Below are 18,485 nucleotides of genomic sequence, written 5' to 3'. Positions count from 1 at the left end.
TGGAGTCAGCAGTAAGAAACATATCATTCATCTTGGAAAGGAGCACGAAAATGGGCAAGGAATTCAACAAAGTATTGTACGACCTGGACAGCTTCGTTTACGGAAAATCCCTGTATCCCGTGAAGCTGAAAAACGGGCTGGAAATTGGGGGAGGACTCATTCTGCCGGAACTGAACTTCACCCTCCCGAACATGCTGTTTAACGAGAGCACATTCCCAAAAGTCATCGAACAGTACAGAAGCATCATCGATGAGGCCTGCAAACGGGCGGTGGAGCTTTCTGTGCCGGGCTTCGTTGCAGAAGTCGAACTGCTGCCCGATGCGACCTACCGTCCGGAGTGGGGCATTGAAATCACGAAAGTCGTAAGGGAAGTCATGTATGAGTATGAGCAGAAGCACCAGCTGAAGAGCGGGCTCAGACTGACACCGGTGGATATCCGTGAGGACCTGAACTCGGAACACATGTGGCATGGAGAATTCTGGGATAAGATCATGCGAATCTTCGAGGAGGGCGCCAAGGCGGGCGCAGACTTCCTTTCCATTGAATCCATCGGCGGCAAGGACGTCCATGACGAAGCCATCATGTACTGCAACATCAAACAATCAATCTTCGGCCTGGGTGTGCTGGGATGCATGGACATGAAACGCCTGTGGGGTTCGATTACCGAGATTGCCGAAAAAACAGGGACTGTCTCAGCTGGTGACACCGCCTGCGGCTTTGCCAATACAGCGATGGTGCTTGCCGACAGGGGATACATTCCCAAAGTGTTTGCTGCAGTTATCCGGGTATTGGCTGTCGTCAGAAGCCTGGTCGCATACGAGGAAGGCGCGGTCGGTCCCCATAAGGACTGCGGGTATGAAGGCGTCTACATCAAGGCCATCACTGGAACGCCCATATCCATGGAAGGCAAGACCAGCGCTTGCGCGCATCTGAGCCCGGTCGGCAATATCGCCGCAGCCGTTGCGGATTTGTGGAGCAACGAATCCGTTCAAAACCTCAAGCTGCTTGGAGGGATGGCTCCTACGGTCTACATGGAACAACTGGCCTATGACTGCCGCCTGATGAACACCGCTACCAAAAAAGGGCACAGCGCTGTACTGTTGCTACGCGACCTGCTGACGGATTCCGACAGCTATTACGATCCCCAGGCTTATGTACTCCGGCCGGACGTGGTACTGAAGCTGAGTGCGGAGATCCTCAAGGGAAAAGACCATTTCGAGCGCACAAAGCTCGCAGGCCTGGCTGCAATCAGGGTATTGAGGGAAGCCTATGAGAACAAGGAGGTCCTGATCAGTGAAAGGGAAGTTCCTTGGCTGGATATGCTACAGAATGAAATCGAATCCATTCCGGCAGACGTCAATGTGTTCACCCAGGAAATGATCGAAGGCAATACTTCCGCTAAATTCGAACCTAAAAAATATGATTTATAGAATCAGGAGATGAGAGCCATGCAGGAATTGCTTAATAAAATCGCCATCGGTATTGAAAAAGGAAACAAGAAGGCTGTGTTGGAAGATGTGCAGGCAGCCTTGGATGCAAACATCAAAGTGGAATCCATCATGAACGATGGATTGATCAAGGGCATGGAGGAACTGGGCGCCAAATGGAAACGGAATGAGGTTTTTGTTCCGGAAGTGCTTATTGCCGCAAGAACCCTAACGGCGGCGCTGGAAGCGATCAAACCGATCTTGGCGCAGCAGGGTGTCAAGCCGAAAGGGAAGGCTGTCATCGGTACGGTCAAGGGCGACCTTCATGATATCGGGAAGAACCTGGTAAAGATGATGATGGTCGGTGCGGGCTTTGAAGTCGTCGATCTGGGTGTGGATGTGTCGGAAGCAAAATTCATCGAAGCCCTTGAAGAAAACCAGCCGGATATCCTGTTGCTTTCGGCACTGCTCACAACCACAATGCCGCAGCAGAAAGCAGTCATCGATGCCATCACCGCGGCACAGTTGAGGGACAAGGTCAAGATCATGGTTGGCGGTGCGCCTGTAACCCAGGAGTTCGCGGACGAAATCGGTGCGGATGCCTATACCCAGGACGCCGCAAGCGCGGCAGAACGCGCCGTGAAGTTCGTTTCCTGAATCCCGTGTCCACAACATGAAGGCCATATGGAAGAGGGGGGCCCATGATACCCATTGACATCATAACAGGATTCCTGGGAGCGGGAAAAACCACGTTTCTGAAAAACATTCTGCTGAAAGGTGTTTTTGCAGAGGAAAAAGTTGTACTCATTGAAAACGAATATGGTCAGGTGAATATGGATGCCCGCTTCCTGGAGGGGGTGGGCATCCCGATTTACGAAATCACAAAAGGTTGCCTGTGTTGTTCCCTTAAGACGGATTTTATCACGACCCTGAAGGAAATTCTGGAATCGGTCAAGCCGGACCGGATTCTCGTAGAACCTTCGGGAATCTTCGTGACGGAATCGTTCAAGGAAATGTTGCAGGACAGCAGTCTGCGTGAAGACTACCGGATCAACAGCATCACATCGGTCCTGGATGTGACGTTGTTTGACGGAAGGTTCCTGCCTTATGAAGGGTTCTTATCGAACGGCGTCCGGCATGCCGGACAGATTCTCCTGAGCAAGTGCGACCTTGCAGATGATGGCATGCTGCAGAATGCCAGAGCTTTCATCAACAGGCACAACAGCCATGCGGCGGTGTACGACAGTGCAGCTGTTTTGGCGGAGGAGGGGCAGTGCCGGGCGCTTTTTGCCCGAGGTGGGAAAGCGGACCCGAACACATGCGCCTGCGGCTGCAGCGGTGGCCATGGGCACAGCCACGACCATTCTTCCCATGATCCGTTTGTGACGGTCTCGTTGGATTTGGACGGGAGCTTGGGAGAAAAGGAATTTGAAACCTGGATGGAGGGTGTTGCTTCGGGAGCGTTTGGTGATATAATACGTATGAAGGGCTATATACGAATACAGGGCAAGACGCATGAAATCCAATACCAGCACAATCGATACACATGTGTTCCGAAGCAGGATGCCGTTGAAAGGCATCAGGTGGTCGCCATCGGAAAACATATCAGGCGGGAATGGCTTGCTGGAATTGACGGATAGGTGGAGCGGAGATGGATGGTTGTAAATTTGACCTGAACAAGGCGTTATATGTACTGGAAAGCTTTTCGAATTCCGTCGATGTCCCGTGCAGACTGATCGACGAAAAGGGCGAGGTCATCCGGGAAAACGGCAGCATTTCGGACCCAAGCAAAAAAATGGGACTGGATGAGCAGCTCATCCGTGACAGCCTCCTGTACGGCGCTCATCAGGCCTCCATCTACGGCGGAAGCTACATCTTCTTCGGCCCTTACGCGTGCGTCTATTTCACAACCCCTATCATGGTCGAGATGCGGATTGGTGGCTCGATCGTGTGCGGCCCCCTGCTGATGCAGCCGGCAGACAATTTCCTGATCGACAAGATCCTGGAAGCGACGAGCAGTCCGGACCTGACAAGGGACCGCATCGAGGAACTGGCTGCAGAAATCAAAATCATCCCCCCGCCCAGGGTCAAGGCATTGGCGGACCTGCTATTTGCCGGGATGCACTATATTGGCGGGGACGGCTATGAAAAGTTCCTGATGGACCGGACCGGACGGGATAGCTATACGGACCCCAAGATATACATGGAATACCTGCAGACCATGGGAGGGACTGTGGAGGGGGGCGTGCCCTATCCTCTGGAGAAGGAAAAGGAGTTGCTGAAGCGGATTGCCATCGGAGACAGGTTGGGTGCCAACCGTGTGGTAAACGAAATCATTTCTATGATGTATATCCAGAGCGGAATGGGTTTTAGGCAGCTCAAGTCAAGGGTGCTGGAACTGGTGGTGTTGCTTTCGAGGGCGGCCATGGATGGCGGCGCGCAGGTCGAAGAAGTCCTGGGCATGAACTATTCCTACCTGAATGAGATCCAGGATTTCAGCGATGCAGAACAGCTGACACAGTGGCTGGGCCGGATTTGCCATAAGTTCTCGGAAAGCGTGTTCAATTTCGGAAAGGCCAAGCACAAGGACGCCATCTACAAGGCGATGGACCACATCAAACAGTACTACATGAACAAACTGACGCTGGAGGAAGTGGCGGCATATGTGCACTTCAGCACTGCCTACTTCAGCAAGATCTTCAGTGATGAAGTGGGGATGTCCTTCAGCAAATACTTGAACAGGATCAGAATCACAAACAGCCAGCTGCTACTCAAATCAACCGACATGAACATTGCGGAGGTGGCCGGTGCGACAGGATTCCACGACCAAAGCCATTTCACAAAAATGTTCAAGACAGTGACAGGAATGAGCCCAAAGCAGTATCGTGATAGCCGCTGACTTCATATCACTTTTTCGCATGAAAAATGCCGGGAACCCCATGTCCATTGAACTGCTCCCCTTATGGTAGACAGTGAAATAAAAAACTGTCTATCATAGGGGGAGTTTACTTATGGGAATAAGATCCAAGTTTGACCAAGAGATGAAACTTAAAATGGTGCGAGAATATCTCGGGGGTGAAGTCCTCTGGGACGAGTGGTGGCGTGACCAATGGACGAAAAACAACATATGAGGAACGCCTGGAGATGGAGGTCGAGCTTAAAAAAAGTACAAGAGTACCGAATGCGTTTGGAATCCACTGCAAGAAAGGTAACTGTTCAGTCAACCATATAAATTAGCAAAACAGAAGCCGGTCGCTTTCACCTGACAATGCAGCCCTGGTTGCAGCATAGGTATTGATACCCTGTTTCTTTGCAGTTCCAAGGAAGGACATGATTGTCATGAACTCAGGCAGTGTTGTTGGTAAAGGGCACGCTGAAGTTCTTGGCGAACAGGCAGACCTCACCCTTGTGTGCAACCAGCCTCTGGATCAGAGCCAGAACCTTCCCGCGTTTCATACGTCCACGCTTTTCGGGGGGTCTTTCGGGCTGCGGATTGAGCAGCTTGGCTTCATCCATCATCCGGTCGTATTCACTGCCGAATTTTCGGCTGTGATAATAGCTCAAGCTAATCCGACCCTTGCCGACAGCTTTTTCCTTCGTCAGATTCATCTTCAAAAGGAGCTTCTGGAATCCTTCCGCCCACCCTTTCTGCGCACCTGGTTTCTTCCCGGAAGGTTTGCGCAGGCTCTTGGGTTTGGCGGGACCATCGGAAGAGGGCGGCATGGAGGTGTTTTTGCACGTGGTCATTTTGACATGGGGATAACCTTGAAAATCACGCCTTTCAAATCTCAAAAACCCGGATATGGAAAGGGCTCATCCCCAATGTGCTGTCAGTGGCCGGAGTTATCCGCCGATATTCCTTGGCAGGCACCCAGAACTGTGGATACTCTTCTAAAGTTCAGATAATAGGGGCTCTAGAAAAAAATGAATTTCAGCGTTTGGTAAAATTCAAGTTGAAGCACAATCAGGTGACTGAACAGTTGCATGAATTTTATTTCACTGTCCTCTTGACGGATAGCACATCAAAACGACGGCGGAAAAGGGGGACACATGACGAAACTGTATCTGGTCACCGGGTTCCTGGGAGCCGGCAAGACCACTTTCCTAAAGCATCTCCTGGAACGGATCGATGGCCAGGTGGGACTCCTGGTGAACGAGTTCGGCAAGGAAAGCATCGACGGAATCACCCTCCAGGGCCAGGACCTGGAGCAGAAGGGCATCAAGGACTATGCCTATGGGGGCAATATCGTCATCATAGACGGCGTGTATTTCGAAAGGGAAGTGGCCGTCATGGAAAGCGTCACACGGCAGATCCGCCACAGCGAAATCGCCCTGGTGGAGCTTGTGGAGCTCGCAGAGCGCGTCTCCCCCACGGACAGCCTTGTCTTCCTCTCCTCGGAGGGGCTAAGGGCCATGTCCCCGATCCTAGCCGCCGCAAGGGAGACCTTCGGGGACGGGGCGGAATTTGAAATGTAGTAGACGGAAAAATAGGAAAAACCCTTTCCATTGTTTGAAAAAAGCCGCGCATATGGTATAATGGTTCTACAGAATAAGAACAAATGCATGCCAGCATGCAGAATACCCAAGGCGGAAAGGTGGAGACAGGATGGAAAATTTGAAAGCGTTTTTGGAGAAAAAGAGCAGATTGAAGTACGACATGAACAGCATCGGCACCTACATCAAGGAAGGAAACTGCGACGACTCCCTCCAGGAGACCTGGGACAAGTACAACCAGGAACTGAAGAAGCTGGAAGCGGAAATCGCCCTGCTCAGCGACCCGGAGAAGAAGGAAGTGGCGGAGCGGCGCCTGGAGCTCATGGGAAAAGTGGAGGAAGCGGAGCAACAGGTCGCCCTATGGAAGCAGGAAATCCAGGAGCTGGAATCGATGCTGTAAGGATGGAAGCCAGCCGGCCCCGAAAGGGAGTCGGCTTTTTTTCGCTCTTGGAAAGGAAGGCGTATGTCAATCGGTTGACATACGCCTTGGAAGCGGTTATAATGGGGGCATATCGAATCAGAGGAGGTAGCATATGTTTGACGTGGTTGCATTGGGCGAAGTGTTGATCGATTTCACCCCCCAGGGGGTGTCCGAACGGGGGAACCCCCTTTTCGAGCGGAATCCGGGAGGGGCGCCGGCCAACGTGCTGGCCTGCCTGGCCAAGCTGGGCAAGGAAACGGCCTTCATCGGCAAGGTGGGCAGGGACCAGTTCGGGACCTTCCTGAAGCAGACCCTGGAGGAGAACGGCATCCATACCGGCGGCCTGGTCTTCGACGGCCAGGTGAACACCACCCTGGCCTTCGTGCACCTGCAGCCGGATGGGGACAGGAGCTTCAGCTTCTACAGGAATCCGGGGGCGGACATGAACCTGCATCCCGAAGAGGTGGATTTCGATCTGGTCAGGAACACCAGGATCTTCCATTTCGGATCCCTTTCCCTGACCGGCGAACCGGTGCGCTTCACCACCTTCGAGGCGCTGAAGGTGGCCCGGGATGCGGGCGTCCTGGTCAGCTACGACCCCAACCTGCGGGAACCCCTTTGGGAAAGCCTGGACCTGGCCAAGGAGATGATCGGCAAGGGCATGGCCTATGCGGACGTGGTCAAGATTTCGGAAGAGGAGCTGACGTTCCTGACGGGACTGGAGGACCTGGAGGAAGGGTCCAAAGCCCTGATGGCATCCTTTGGGAACATCCGCCTGCTGCTGGTGACCCTGGGACCCAAGGGCAGCTATTACCGGACCGCCGACCTGTCCGGTGAAGTCCCCGGATTCATGGTGAAGGCGGTGGACACCACAGGCGCCGGAGACTCCTTCCTGGGAGGCATCCTCCACGGCCTGCTGGAGAGGGACCTTGACCTGGATTCCATGGGGGAGCAGGACTTCCTGAACCTGCTCCTGTTCGCCAATGCGGGGGCATCCATCGTGACCACCCGGTACGGAGCCATCGCGGTCATGCCGACCATGGAAGAAATCCAGGCCAGATTGTAGGACGGAGACAGGTATGGCTAAGCCAAGCATCAAAGACGTGGCCAGGGAAGCGGGGGTGTCCGTCACCACCGTGTCCAGGGTCTTCAACAACCGGGGATACATCGGCAGGGAAACCCGGGAGAAGGTGGAGGAAGCCTGCGGGCGCCTGGGCTATGTGCGCAACGAACTGGCCCGGTCCCTGCTCCGGAAGCAGACCAGGATCATCGGGGTGGTGCTGCCCCACATCTCCCACTACTTCTTCGCGGAACTGGCCCAGAAGATCGAGGAGCATCTGGTGGATGCAGGCTACAAGATGATGCTGTGCACCACCCTTGGGGAGAAGGAAAAGGAGCGGGCGGCGCTGGAGATTCTGGCCGCCCAGCAGGTGGACGGGGTGATCGTGGGCAGCCACTCCCTGGAGGCGGATGCCTACACCGGACACGGTCTGCCCATGGTGGCCTTCGACCGCTATCTGGGGGAAGGGATCCCCTGTGTGGGGGCGGACCACGCCATGGGAGGACGTCTGGCGACGGAAGCCCTGATCGGGGCCGGCTGCACCCGTCTGGCCCACCTCCGGGTCTCCCGCCGGTTCAAGAGCCCCGTCCACAACCGGAGCGACGCCTTCGAACAGGTCTGCGTCCAGCGGGGAATCCCCCATGTGGTCCTGGAAAAGAAGCTGAACGAGTTCACGGAGGACGCCATGATGGAGCTCTACGGCAGCATCGTGGAAGCCATGCCGGAGGTGGACGGATTCTTCGTCTCGGATACGGAGGCGGCCACCCTGCTCCAGATCCTCCACGCCTGCGGGAAGCAGGTGCCCGGACAGGTCCAGGTCGTCGGGTATGACGGAATCGCCTTGAGCCGGCTGACCACCCCGGTTTTGAGCACGGTGGCCCAACCCATGGACCGGATCGGCTTTCAGCTGGTCCGGACCCTGGAACGGGTCATGGCGGGGGAGGCCCCCGAACAGCGGCTGGTGCTGCCGGTGGAATGGGTCCAGGGAGGAAGCACCCGGAGCTGAAGGGTGCGGATGCCTCTGGCACGGACTTTGTAGGACAGAAGCAAGGGAAGGCCCCCGGAGAAGATTGGATCTTCTCCGGGGGCCTTCCCTTGCGTTCAGCTGATCTTGGGCATGTCGTAGGCGCAGAACAGCTCGTGCACGATCTGTTTGCCCAATTCGAAGGCCTGCATGTGCAGCTCCAGTTCCTGGACCTTGTCCTCCCCGAGGATGCGGACCAGGGCCACCTCCACCGCTTTGGAGGAAAGGGAACGGGTGGATTCCACATAGGCTCCCGCCAGGATCATGGCCTCCAATCCTTGGAAGCCGAATTGTCCGGCGATGCCCTCCACGTCCAGGTCGAAGTAGTTCAAGTCCTTGCGGTACCAGTCCTGGGTCTTGTGGAGCACATCCGGAACCGACTCGAACTCTCCTGCGATCTCCAGGATCCGTTCAAGAAGCAACAAATCCTTCCCTTTTATTCTATTCTTCATGGCTGTACCTCCCTATGGATAACCACACTAAGTAGTAAGACATACGATGTAACAAGTTATGAGTATGATTATACATAATAAAGGAGGTGGTGTCAAGTGATGTACAGGGTTTCTTCCCTATGGAGGAGGACATGCCTGCCGTGGAAGTGGAGGAGCCCCTCTTCGGCCATGGACTTCAGCTCCCGGGAGAGGGAGGAGCGGGCCACGCCCAGCATGCCGGCTATTTCCGTCTTGGTATGGTCCAGGGTCAGGCAAAGGCTGCCCTGCTCCTGGAAGAGCTTCTGCAGGTGCAGCAGCAGCCGGTGCCGGACGTCCCGGTATCCCAGCAGCTCGATCTTGTCCTGGAGGATGGCGACCTGGAGGCTCAGGGCCCGCAGGTAGTTCCGGGCGAACTGGGGCTCCCGGGCGCACAGCTTTTGGACCTCCTCCTGGGGGATCTGGAAGACCCGGGTGCTCTCCAGGGTCTGGATGTTGCATTGGTGGCGCCCATCCGAGGCGAACAGGAGGGCAGCCCCGAAGACCTCCAGCGGCGCCAGGGTCCGCAGGGTGAAAAGGTGCCCGCTCTGGTCCTGTTTTTCCATGACAAGGGAGCCCTCCAGCAGGATGCCCAGATGGGTGCAGGGATTCCCTTGGAGGGCAAGAAGCTCCCGCTTGGGATGCGGCGTGATGCGGCAGCGGTTCCAGGGGAGGAGCCGGGCCAACTGGAGGGGGTCCAGTCCCTGGAACAGGATGCAGCCCGTCAGGAGGGCTGCGGTTTCTTCCGTTTGGAGTTCGTGTCGTGTCTCATGGGATGTGTCCATAGTGCCTCCGTTGGGGTTCGGGGTTCGTCTTCCACCACAATTATAAGGCAGAAAGGGAGGTTCCGCAAGGCCGGATGGAGGGAAGGTATTCACAAAGGAAGGCGTTTGGTGTATAGTAAGGCTAAAACGTCCCGAGGAGCCGCCCATGAACAAAAAGAACGCAATCGGCCACCTGTTGGCCTTGACAACCATCACCATCTGGAGCTCCACCTTCATCCTCAGCAAGGTGGTTCTGGAACAGCTGAGCCCCCTGCAGGTGCTGGGCATACGCTACGCATTGGCCCTGGTGTTCCTGAGCCTGCTCCATCCCAGGTTCGGGAAGCCGAAGCGGTGGTCCGAGGAGCTCTTCTTCCTGCTCTCGGGCGTTGGTCTCGCCGCCTATTTCGTATGTGAGAATTCAGCCCTTCAGAGGACCTATTCCTCCAATGTGAGCCTGATTGTGGCCACCATCCCCCTGATGACGGGAATCCTGTCCATGGCGGTCTACAAGACCCCCTTCCTGAACAGGAAGAGCCTGGCGGGTTTCGCTGCCGCCTATGGGGGCGTGTTCCTGGTGATCCTGAACGGCAGGCGGTTTGCCGGAATCGAACCCATGGGGGATTTCCTTGCCCTGCTGGCGGCCCTGCTGTTCGCCGTCTACACCCTGACCATGCAGAGGATCCAGGAGGGGCACCACCTGATCGCCCTCACCCGGAAGGTTTTCGCCTACGGCTTCTTTTTCCTGCTGGGCATGATGCTCTGCACAGGGGAGAGCCTGGATGACGTCCGCTTCAGTGGACAACTTGTGGCCAGCCTCCTTTTTCTGGGGATTGTGGCCTCCTCCCTGGCCTTCCTCATGTGGAACAGGGCCATCCAGTGCATCGGATCCGTGAAGGTCAACCAGTACATCTATCTCGTTCCGGTGGTGACCACGGTCTTCGCGGCTCTTTTCCTCAAGGAACGGATCACCCTTTACACGGTGGCCGGGGCGGGGCTGATCCTGTCCGGGCTCTACATTTCCGAGAAGGCCCAGGGGGAGCTTGCCGGCCGGTGACTGCCGGCGGCAGCCTCTCCGGCTACCCTGGCTTCGATGTATTCCGGCACCCGGTCCTTTTCGATCTGGAGGGCGGCGGAAAGTTCGCCGAACAGCAGGTCCTCGCCCCGCTTCAGGTATTTCTCGTCAACGGCCCCCAGCTTCTTGTTCTGGCTTGTGGCCGTTTGCTTCTTTGTGAAGATGGACATGGTGAGCTCGACCAGGGCAGCGCAGTCATGGGCCTTCAGGAAGGCGTCGTAATGCGTGGTCAGTTCCCGGAGGACGGGGCTTTCATAGGGCTTCACGTGGATCGAGGGGATGCTGTCGATGAGCCGTTCCGCCTCGTCCCTGGAGATGACCGGGCGCATGAACACCTTGGTGTTGTCGACGGGGGTTGAAATCACGCATTCCTGAAAAAGGGGCTTCAGGACATAATACAGCCGCTCCTGGCCGGTACCCAGCAGATCATGTTTCCTTATATCCGTGACATGGCATACGCCGGTGGTGTCATAAACGATCAAATCTCCAATCTGATACATGGTATTACCTCCGTATTTCTGGCGGGTCGCAGGTGAAAGCGAAAAAAGGCTGATGCAACAGGTGTTTGTTGCATCAGCCTTTTCTTGTTACAGGCTACACAAGTTTTTCCAGGATTTGGTTGCTCCGCTCGATGAAGCGGCTCATGGCTTCGGGATCCAAGGGCTTGTGGCTGATCATGGCCAGGTCGTAGACCTGTTCGCAGAAGAGCTTCGCCCCGTCGGCATCCTCCTGGTGGGCCAGGATGTGGCGGACCAGCTTGTTCTTGTGGTTCAGCAGCAGGGTCTCCCCCCCCTGCATCTGTCCGAAGTCCATGCCCATGAAGCCGTACATGGCGCCCATCTCCTGCATCCGCCGGGATTCTTCCGGCAGGATGACTATGGCGGAGGTCTTGTCCGACTTCAGGTTCTCCACCTGGACGGTCAGCTGCTCCTTGCCCAGTGCGGCCCTAAAGAGCTTCTCGAGGACCTCCTGGGACTCCTTCAGGGCCTCCGCGGTGGATTCGTCCACATCCTTCATGAGGTCTGTCAGGTCCGTGTCGATCCGGGAGAACTTCACCTTCTCCTCCTTCATTTCCATGTGGGAGATGAAGGGCTGGTCGATGGCGTGGGGCAGCAGCACAGCGTCCATGTCATGCTCCTTGAACATCTTGATGTACTGGGACTGCTGCTGCTCGTCGCTGGTGAAGAAGACCTTGTCCGCATGCTTCTCCCTGTTTTCCTCCAGGTATTCGGGCAGGGTCAGGTATTTCCCGTAGATGTCCTTGTAGAGGATGATGTCCTTCACCTTCTCGTAGAACTTCTCGTCCTTCAGGCAGCCGAACTTGATGAAGGGGTTGATGTCGTCCCAGAACTTCCCGTAGTTCTCCTTGTCCGTCTTGTAAAGGGAATTCAGCTTGTCCGCCACCTTCTTGGAAATGTGGCTGGAAATCTTCTGGACGAAGCCGTCGTTCTGCAGGAAGCTTCTGGACACGTTCAGGGGAAGGTCGGGGCAGTCCACCACCCCTTTCAGGAGCAGCAGGAACTCGGGGATGACCTCCTTGATGTTGTCCGCGATGAACACCTGGCTGTTGTACAGCTTGATCTGTCCTTCCAGGGTGTCGAACTGGTTCCCCAGTTTGGGGAAGTAGAGGATCCCCTTCAAGTTGAAGGGATAGTCCATGTTCAGGTGGATCCAGAACAGGGGTTCCTTGAAATCCACAAAGGTCTTGTGGTAGAAGGCCCGGTACTCCTCGTCGGTGCACTCGCTGGGCTTCTTCAGATACAGGGGCTTCGTGTCGTTGATGGCTTTGGGGATGTCCACGGGTTCCATCTCCTGGATTTCGGGCTCCACGGCTTCCGCGCCCGCATCCTCCTTGGCGGCCTGCTCCGCCTTCTCGGCGGCGGCCTTCACCCGGCGCTCCTCCTTCTCCTTCTCCGCCCGGATGCTGGTCAGGTAGATCTCCACGGGCATGAAAGAGCAGTACTTCTCCAGGGTCTTGCGGACGGACCATTCGGTCAGGAAATCCTTCCCGTCCTCGCCCAGATGGAGGGTGATCTCCGTACCCCTACCGGTCCGGTCTCCGTCGGCCATGGAGAATTCCGTGCCCCCTTCGCAGACCCAATGGACGGGAGCGGCCCCTTCCTGGAAGGAAAGGGTCTGGATCTCCACCTTGTCCGCCACCATGAAGGCGGAATAGAAGCCCAGACCGAAATGGCCGATGATCTGGTCTTCCCCGCTGCCCTCCTTGTACTTGCTCAGGAAATCCTCGGCGCCGGAGAAGGCGATCTGGTTGATGTACTTCTTCACTTCCTCCCCGGTCATGCCGATTCCGTTGTCTATGAATTTCAGGGTCTTGGCTTCCTCGTCCAGGACCACCTGCACGGAGAAGGCCGTCCCTTCGGGATAGTCCGCTTCGCCCAGGGATTTCAGCTTCTTCAGCTTGGTGATGGCGTCGGTGGCGTTGGACACCAGTTCCCGGATGAAGATGTCATGGTCCGAATAGAGCCATTTCTTTATGATGGGAAAGATGTTTTCGCTGTGGATGGACAAACTGCCTTTTTCAACCTGCATGGTTTCAACCTCCTGTATGATAGATGGTGCATTCTATCCCATATGATACAACGCAGACAGAAAAAAGTCAACAAAAAACTGGCACTCGACAGATGCGAGTGCTAACAGAAATCAGGGGGCTTCCGGAGGGAAGGCCGCCAGGGCGTTCTTCTGGAGGAAGCGACGCATGGACTGGTCGAAAACCCGCTCCCCCGTCTTGTCCGAAACGAAGGTCCTGTAGTTGGTCCCCGTGGTGATCCTGAGCTGGCCGTTCTCGTAGAGGATGGTGAGGGTGAAGCCCTGGATGGACTCCGAAAGCTCCTTTCCGGACTTCTCCAGGATGCTGGCGGTGGCCTCGGGGGAGACGGCGAAGACGACCTTCAGATAGCCGGGAGGCTTGGAGCCTTGGACCAGCCGGACGATGGCCGGCTTCACCTGGAGCCAGGGGACGAAGGGGAACGGATCTTCGGTTTCAATCCCTTTGCCGTCCACGGAAAAATGGACGAAGGTCTTCAGGTCCAGCTGGAGGAGGCGGAAATCGTCGAACAGTTCCTCCTTCAACAGGCACTGCATGAAGCGTTTCGTTTCTTCTATTTCAAAGACTGTCATGTGCGGTTCCTTTCTGTCGTAATGCAGGCAACTCCATTATAGCCGTATTGGTGGGCAGGTGCAAGTATGGTATAATGGAAGCGGAAAGCCCATGAACACAACGGATGATCCACAGGAGGTGCGGCATATGAAGAAAATCATCAACAAGCCGGAGCAGGTCGTATTGGAGATGTGCCAGGGAATGGTGAAGGCCTATCCGGACAAGCTTGCCCTGGACCCCAAGTACCGGTTCATCACCCGGAAGGACCCCAATCCCCGGAAGGTTTCCCTGGTCAGCGGCGGAGGCAGCGGCCACGAGCCGGCCCATGCGGGCTATGTGGGGACCGGCATGCTGGATGCGGCGGTCTGTGGGGATGTCTTCGCCTCCCCCTCCAGCACCCAGGTCTACAAGGCCATCCTGGCCACCCGTTCGGAAAAGGGGACCCTGCTGATTGTCAAGAACTACACGGGGGACTGCATGAATTTCGACGGTGCGGCGGAAATGGCTAGGGAAGACGACGACGTGGATGTGGAGTCCGTCTATGTGAACGACGACGTGGCGGTGAAGGACAGCCTGTACACGGCGGGCAGGCGGGGCGTCGCGGGAACCGTCTTCGTGCACAAGATTGCGGGAGCGGCTGCGGAGCTTGGGTGGGACCTTCCTGCAGTGAAGGCGGTGGCGGAGAAGGCGGTCTCCCGGGTCCGTTCCATCGGCTTCGCCCTGACTTCCTGCACCGTGCCCGCCCGTGGGGTTCCCACCTTCGACATCGGGGAAGGGGACATGGAGTACGGCGTGGGAATCCACGGGGAACCGGGCATTTCCCGGGAAGCCCTGGCTCCAGCGGACGAGCTGGCATCCCGTGCGGTGGCCGCCCTGCTGGCGGACCTGCCCTTCCGGAAAGGGGACGAGGTGGCCGTCCTGGTGAACGGATTGGGAGGCACGCCCCTCCAGGAGCTCTTCATACTGAACAACAAGGCGTCCGACCTGCTGGCGGAGGCCGGCATCGGGATCCACAAGACCTTCGTGGGGAACCATATGACCTCCCTGGACATGGCGGGAGCTTCCATTACCCTGCTGCAGCTGGATGGGGAGCTCAAGGGACTGTTGGACGCCCCGGCGGACACGACGGCGTTCCGGCAGGCATAGGACGGGAAAGGGGTGGCGGCATGGGAGGAAGGGATCAGGAAAAACTGAAGGCGGAAGACCTGGCGGCGATGGTGGCAAGGATGGTGGAACTGGTCCTGGAGAAGGAGGCCGAATTCTCGGCGCTGGACGCGGCGGTGGGCGACGGGGATTTCGGGGCTTCCCTGGCAAAAGGATTCTCCAAACTCCGGGAGGAATGGGAGGAGCTTCCCAAGGAGGACATGGGGGCCTTCCTGAAGGCCTGCGGCCTTCTCATCGGAGAGGAATGCGGCGGCGCCTCCGGCCCCCTCTGGGGGGGCGCTTTCCGTGCCGCGGCCAAGGCGGCCAAGGACAAGGAGGCGCTGGGGGTGGAGGACCTGGCCCTGCTGCTGGACCAGGCGGTCCTTTCCATCCAGAAGACAGGGAAGGCGGAAGCCGGGGACAAGACCATGGTGGACGCCCTGCTCCCCGCGGTGAAATCCCTCGTCCAGGACGCCCAGGCCCATCTGCCGCTGGAGGAGGCGCTGAAAAACGCGGCGGCTGCGGCCATGGAAGGCGCCGAGGCCACCAGGGACATGGTGGCGAAAAGAGGCAGGGCCAGTTACCTGGGGGAAAGGACCGTGGGACACCCCGATCCGGGCGCCATGGCGGTGGGAATCCTGCTGCAAGGTGTGTACGAACACAGGAAAACAGCGGAGAGTAAACGTTTTACTGACGAATTGTGAAGCAAAGAGCAATAAGGCTCGCTGGAAACTGGTTAAAATGCACGAAAAAACGTTGACTATACACCCGAAGAGCGGTATAATCGGTAAGTGAACAGCGGATTCAGAGGCCTGCAGCCATGAACGGTGATGGCCTTAAAAAAATACAAAAGCATGGAGGTTAAGTATGAAAATAGCATTTGATCCGGACGTCATCAGATATCTGTCCATCACGGACATGGTGCGCAAGATTGCGGACATGGGATTCCAGTACATCGAGCAGTCTCCCCATCCCCAGATCCTGCCCTTCTACAAGCATCCCCGGGCCAGCAAGGAAATCATCAAGGAGTACAAGGACGCCATGAAGGAAACCGGCGTGAAGATCTCTTCCATGATCCCCATCTACAACTGGGCGGGACCGGAGGAGGAGCGCCGCAAGGCAGCCGTGGTGAACTGGAAGCGTGCCATCGAGATCGCCGTCGAGCTGGACGTGCAGGTCATCAACACGGAGCTTTCCGGAGACCCCAACCAGCCCGTCATCAGCGAGGAAATGTTCTACCGTTCCATGGAAGAGCTTCTTCCCATCTTCGAGAAGGAAGGGATCCGTCTGGACATCCAGTCCCATCCCTACGACTTCTGCGAAGACGGCTACGAGACCACCGACATCGTCAAGTCCTTCCGGAGCCCCAACGTGCGCTACCTGTACTGTGCGGCCCACACCTTCTTCTACGACAAGGGCAAGGGCGACGTGTCCAGCATGCTGAAATACGCCGGAGACGACCTGAAGCACGTCATCATCGCGGACACCCTGAACCAGGAACTGAACTGCCGCTACATCGTGAACCCTCCGGGCGTCAACGCCACCATCCACCAGCATGTGGGCTTGGGCGAAGGGGACGTGGACTTCGACGCATTCTTCAAGACCTTGAAGGAAATGAAGTTCGGCGAGCAGGACGACACCATCGCCGCCGTATCCCTGTTCGGGTTCCCCGAGAAGATCGGATACCAGGCGCCGGAAATCCTGGCACGGATCCAAAAGGAACTTCTGTAAAACCAAAGGCAACAGCAAAGACGGGAGAAGGGCAACCTTTTCCCGTTTTTCTCGGCCCCCAAAACGTAATAGTTGAATATTAGGATACAACGCTTGATTTTTTGGACGGGCCTTGGTATACTACTAAGAAAGCAGGAAAACTTTTGTTTACCGTCAAGGAGGTTTATCATGGCTGAAAGTTTGATCGCAAGCGGAGGCATTCCGTTTTTTCTGGTGTTCACCGGTGGGCTCCTTTCCTTTTTCTCCCCCTGCGTGGTGCCCCTGATCCCCATCTACATGGGATATCTGGCAGGCAACGCCAAGGTGGTGGACGGGGAGGGGCGCATCAGCTACAACCGCGGGAAGGTCTTCCTCTACACCTTCCTGTTCGTCCTGGGGATTTCCTTCGCCTTCTTCCTGCTGGGCTTCTCCTTTTCCGCCCTGGGAAGCTTCTTCAGCAGGAACCGGACGGTCTTCAGCAGGGTGGGTGGGATTCTGATCATCCTGCTGGGTCTTGTGCAGATGGGCTTCCTGGAATTCAAGTTCCTGGAACGGGAGAGGAAATTCAAGCTTCCCTTCGATCCGTCCAGGATGAGCCCCCTGGTGGCCGTGGTCATGGGATTCACCTTCAGCTTCGCCTGGACCCCTTGCGTGGGCCCGGCGCTGACCTCCGTCCTGATCCTGGCCTCCAGCGCCCAGACGGCGGGGCTGGGGAACCTGCTGGTCCTGGTCTACACCCTGGGATTCGTAATCCCTTTCCTGGTGCTGGGGATCTTCACCACCCAGGTCCTGAATTTCCTGAAGGCGAAGCAGCAGGTACTGCGCTTCGCGGTGAAGGCCAGCGGTGTCCTGCTGGTGGCCATCGGCATCATGACCTTCACGGGATTGTTCAACAACATCACCAGCTACATGAACACCCTGGGAGAGGCCCCGTCCGGCGCACCCACCCGGGAAGCGCCGGAGCCGGAGGCCGGACCGGATGCAGCCGCGCCGGATGGGCCGGACGCGCCGGCCTCCATACCCGCATTCGACTTCACCCTGCAGGACCAGTACGGCACCACCCATACCCTGTCCGACTACAAGGGCAAGGTGGTGTTCCTGAACTTCTGGGCCACCTGGTGTCCGCCCTGCAAGGCGGAGATGCCCCATATCCAGTCCCTCTACGAGGAGTACGGAAGCAACGGGGGGGATGTGGTCTTCCTGGGGGTGGGCAACCCCAAGACGGACCGGAATCCGGGAGGGAGCGATGGAAGCGTGGAGGACATCACCCGGTTCCTGGAAGGGAACGGCTATACCTTCCCCACCGTCTTCGATGAGACGGGGGAGGTCCTGGGGGCCTACCAGATCAGCGCCTTTCCCACCACCTTCATGATCGACGCCGAAGGGAACGTCTATGGATATGTCAGCGGGCAATTGACCAAGGAGATGATGCGTAACATCATCGAACAGACAAGAAGCGGGCGGTGAAAAGCCGCCCTGGGCCCCAGGTTTTGGTGGAGTTTTCGCAAATGTTGAAAAAAATAAAAAAAATATGAAAATTAGGGTTGACGCCACGCTGGATTTAATGCTATACTACGTCTCGTTGGTCCGCACAGGACAAGCGTCAAACAAGCGGAACACAAGCAGGACCTTGAAAATTGAACAGTGAAGAATAAATCAAAACAACGTAATTCCAAGACTAAACCCGCGAAAGCGGAAGGTCAGAGTTTATGCTGCCGGAGAGAACTTTTTATGAGAGTTTGATCCTGGCTCAGGATGAACGCTGGCGGCGTGCCTAACACATGC

Annotated in this window: 17 protein-coding genes and 1 pseudogene; 12 read left to right on the top strand and 6 right to left on the bottom strand. The window is 56.7% G+C overall.

The window, feature by feature from the left end; genetic code table 11:
- Positions 1–50 precede the first annotated feature (50 nt).
- Genes GXN74_RS11395 through GXN74_RS11380 form a run of 4 tightly spaced genes read left to right on the top strand, consistent with a single transcriptional unit; the run spans position 51 to position 4,326 of the window.
- Positions 51–1,430: a methyltransferase MtaB domain-containing protein gene (locus GXN74_RS11395; protein ID WP_162371068.1), complete on the top strand. Its 1,380-nt coding sequence runs from the start codon at positions 51–53 to the stop codon at positions 1,428–1,430.
- Between the two features lie 18 nt (positions 1,431–1,448).
- Complete coding sequence (locus tag GXN74_RS11390) at positions 1,449–2,084, top strand: cobalamin B12-binding domain-containing protein (RefSeq protein ID WP_162371067.1); 636 nt, start codon at positions 1,449–1,451, stop codon at positions 2,082–2,084.
- A gap of 44 nt (positions 2,085–2,128) precedes the next feature.
- Complete coding sequence (locus tag GXN74_RS11385; protein WP_162371066.1) at positions 2,129–3,067, top strand: CobW family GTP-binding protein; 939 nt, start codon at positions 2,129–2,131, stop codon at positions 3,065–3,067.
- Positions 3,068–3,078: 11 nt separating this feature from the next.
- Positions 3,079–4,326 carry a helix-turn-helix domain-containing protein gene (locus GXN74_RS11380; RefSeq protein ID WP_162371065.1) on the top strand — a complete coding sequence of 416 codons (1,248 nt, stop codon included), beginning with the start codon at positions 3,079–3,081 and terminating at the stop codon, positions 4,324–4,326.
- A 446-nt stretch (positions 4,327–4,772) separates the two neighbouring features.
- Here the strand turns inward: GXN74_RS11380 and GXN74_RS11375 are convergent, their stop codons facing one another.
- On the bottom strand, positions 4,773–5,042 hold the full coding sequence (locus tag GXN74_RS11375; RefSeq protein WP_162371051.1) for a hypothetical protein: 270 nt from the start codon (positions 5,040–5,042) through the stop codon (positions 4,773–4,775).
- 435 nt (positions 5,043–5,477) lie between these two features.
- Between GXN74_RS11375 and GXN74_RS11370 the strand changes: the two genes are divergently transcribed.
- From GXN74_RS11370 to GXN74_RS11355, 4 genes are all read left to right on the top strand, one after another.
- A complete protein-coding gene (locus tag GXN74_RS11370; protein ID WP_162371064.1) occupies positions 5,478–5,903 on the top strand; it encodes a GTP-binding protein in 426 nt (141 codons plus the stop codon).
- A gap of 130 nt (positions 5,904–6,033) precedes the next feature.
- Positions 6,034–6,321, top strand: coding sequence for a hypothetical protein (locus tag GXN74_RS11365; protein ID WP_162371063.1), 288 nt, complete (start codon positions 6,034–6,036; stop codon positions 6,319–6,321).
- Between the two features lie 133 nt (positions 6,322–6,454).
- Positions 6,455–7,408, top strand: a complete 954-nt coding sequence (locus tag GXN74_RS11360) for a PfkB family carbohydrate kinase (RefSeq protein ID WP_162371062.1) — start codon at positions 6,455–6,457, stop codon at positions 7,406–7,408.
- Positions 7,409–7,421: 13 nt separating this feature from the next.
- Positions 7,422–8,408 carry a LacI family DNA-binding transcriptional regulator gene (locus tag GXN74_RS11355; protein WP_162371061.1) on the top strand — a complete coding sequence of 329 codons (987 nt, stop codon included), beginning with the start codon at positions 7,422–7,424 and terminating at the stop codon, positions 8,406–8,408.
- Positions 8,409–8,503: 95 nt separating this feature from the next.
- Here GXN74_RS11355 and GXN74_RS11350 read toward each other — a convergent pair whose 3' ends face one another.
- Positions 8,504–8,878 carry a hypothetical protein gene (locus tag GXN74_RS11350; protein WP_162371060.1) on the bottom strand — a complete coding sequence of 125 codons (375 nt, stop codon included), beginning with the start codon at positions 8,876–8,878 and terminating at the stop codon, positions 8,504–8,506.
- A 92-nt stretch (positions 8,879–8,970) separates the two neighbouring features.
- On the bottom strand, positions 8,971–9,678 hold the full coding sequence (locus tag GXN74_RS11345) for a Crp/Fnr family transcriptional regulator (RefSeq protein ID WP_162371059.1): 708 nt from the start codon (positions 9,676–9,678) through the stop codon (positions 8,971–8,973).
- A 145-nt stretch (positions 9,679–9,823) separates the two neighbouring features.
- Between GXN74_RS11345 and GXN74_RS11340 the strand changes: the two genes are divergently transcribed.
- Positions 9,824–10,711, top strand: coding sequence for a DMT family transporter (locus GXN74_RS11340; RefSeq protein WP_162371058.1), 888 nt, complete (start codon positions 9,824–9,826; stop codon positions 10,709–10,711).
- Here GXN74_RS11340 and GXN74_RS11335 read toward each other — a convergent pair.
- From GXN74_RS11335 to GXN74_RS11325, 3 genes are all read right to left on the bottom strand, one after another.
- Positions 10,669–11,229, bottom strand: coding sequence for a CarD family transcriptional regulator (locus GXN74_RS11335; protein WP_162371057.1), 561 nt, complete (start codon positions 11,227–11,229; stop codon positions 10,669–10,671). The two genes, GXN74_RS11340 and GXN74_RS11335, sit on opposite strands and share 43 nt — an antisense overlap.
- A gap of 94 nt (positions 11,230–11,323) precedes the next feature.
- Positions 11,324–13,279 (bottom strand): molecular chaperone HtpG, encoded by a 1,956-nt coding sequence (gene htpG / locus GXN74_RS11330; protein ID WP_162371056.1) that lies wholly within the window; start codon positions 13,277–13,279, stop codon positions 11,324–11,326.
- Between the two features lie 111 nt (positions 13,280–13,390).
- Entirely contained in the window at positions 13,391–13,867 is a 477-nt protein-coding gene (locus tag GXN74_RS11325) for a DUF5721 family protein (RefSeq protein ID WP_162371055.1), read from the bottom strand.
- A gap of 127 nt (positions 13,868–13,994) precedes the next feature.
- Between GXN74_RS11325 and dhaK the strand changes: the two are divergent.
- From dhaK to GXN74_RS11305, 3 genes and pseudogenes are all read left to right on the top strand, one after another.
- Positions 13,995–15,694, top strand: a pseudogene (gene dhaK, locus GXN74_RS14925) (dihydroxyacetone kinase subunit DhaK).
- A 163-nt stretch (positions 15,695–15,857) separates the two neighbouring features.
- Complete coding sequence (locus GXN74_RS11310; RefSeq protein WP_162371053.1) at positions 15,858–16,721, top strand: sugar phosphate isomerase/epimerase family protein; 864 nt, start codon at positions 15,858–15,860, stop codon at positions 16,719–16,721.
- Positions 16,722–16,889: 168 nt separating this feature from the next.
- Complete coding sequence (locus tag GXN74_RS11305; RefSeq protein WP_162371052.1) at positions 16,890–18,167, top strand: redoxin domain-containing protein; 1,278 nt, start codon at positions 16,890–16,892, stop codon at positions 18,165–18,167.
- Positions 18,168–18,485 lie beyond the last annotated feature (318 nt).

Origin of the sequence: Anaerotalea alkaliphila (assembly GCF_010179735.1) — a bacterium.
GTDB classification, from domain to species: domain Bacteria; phylum Bacillota; class Clostridia; order Lachnospirales; family Vallitaleaceae; genus Anaerotalea; species Anaerotalea alkaliphila.
The sequence above is the reverse complement of the archived record's forward strand: the minus strand, read 5'-3'. Positions and strand labels throughout refer to the sequence as shown.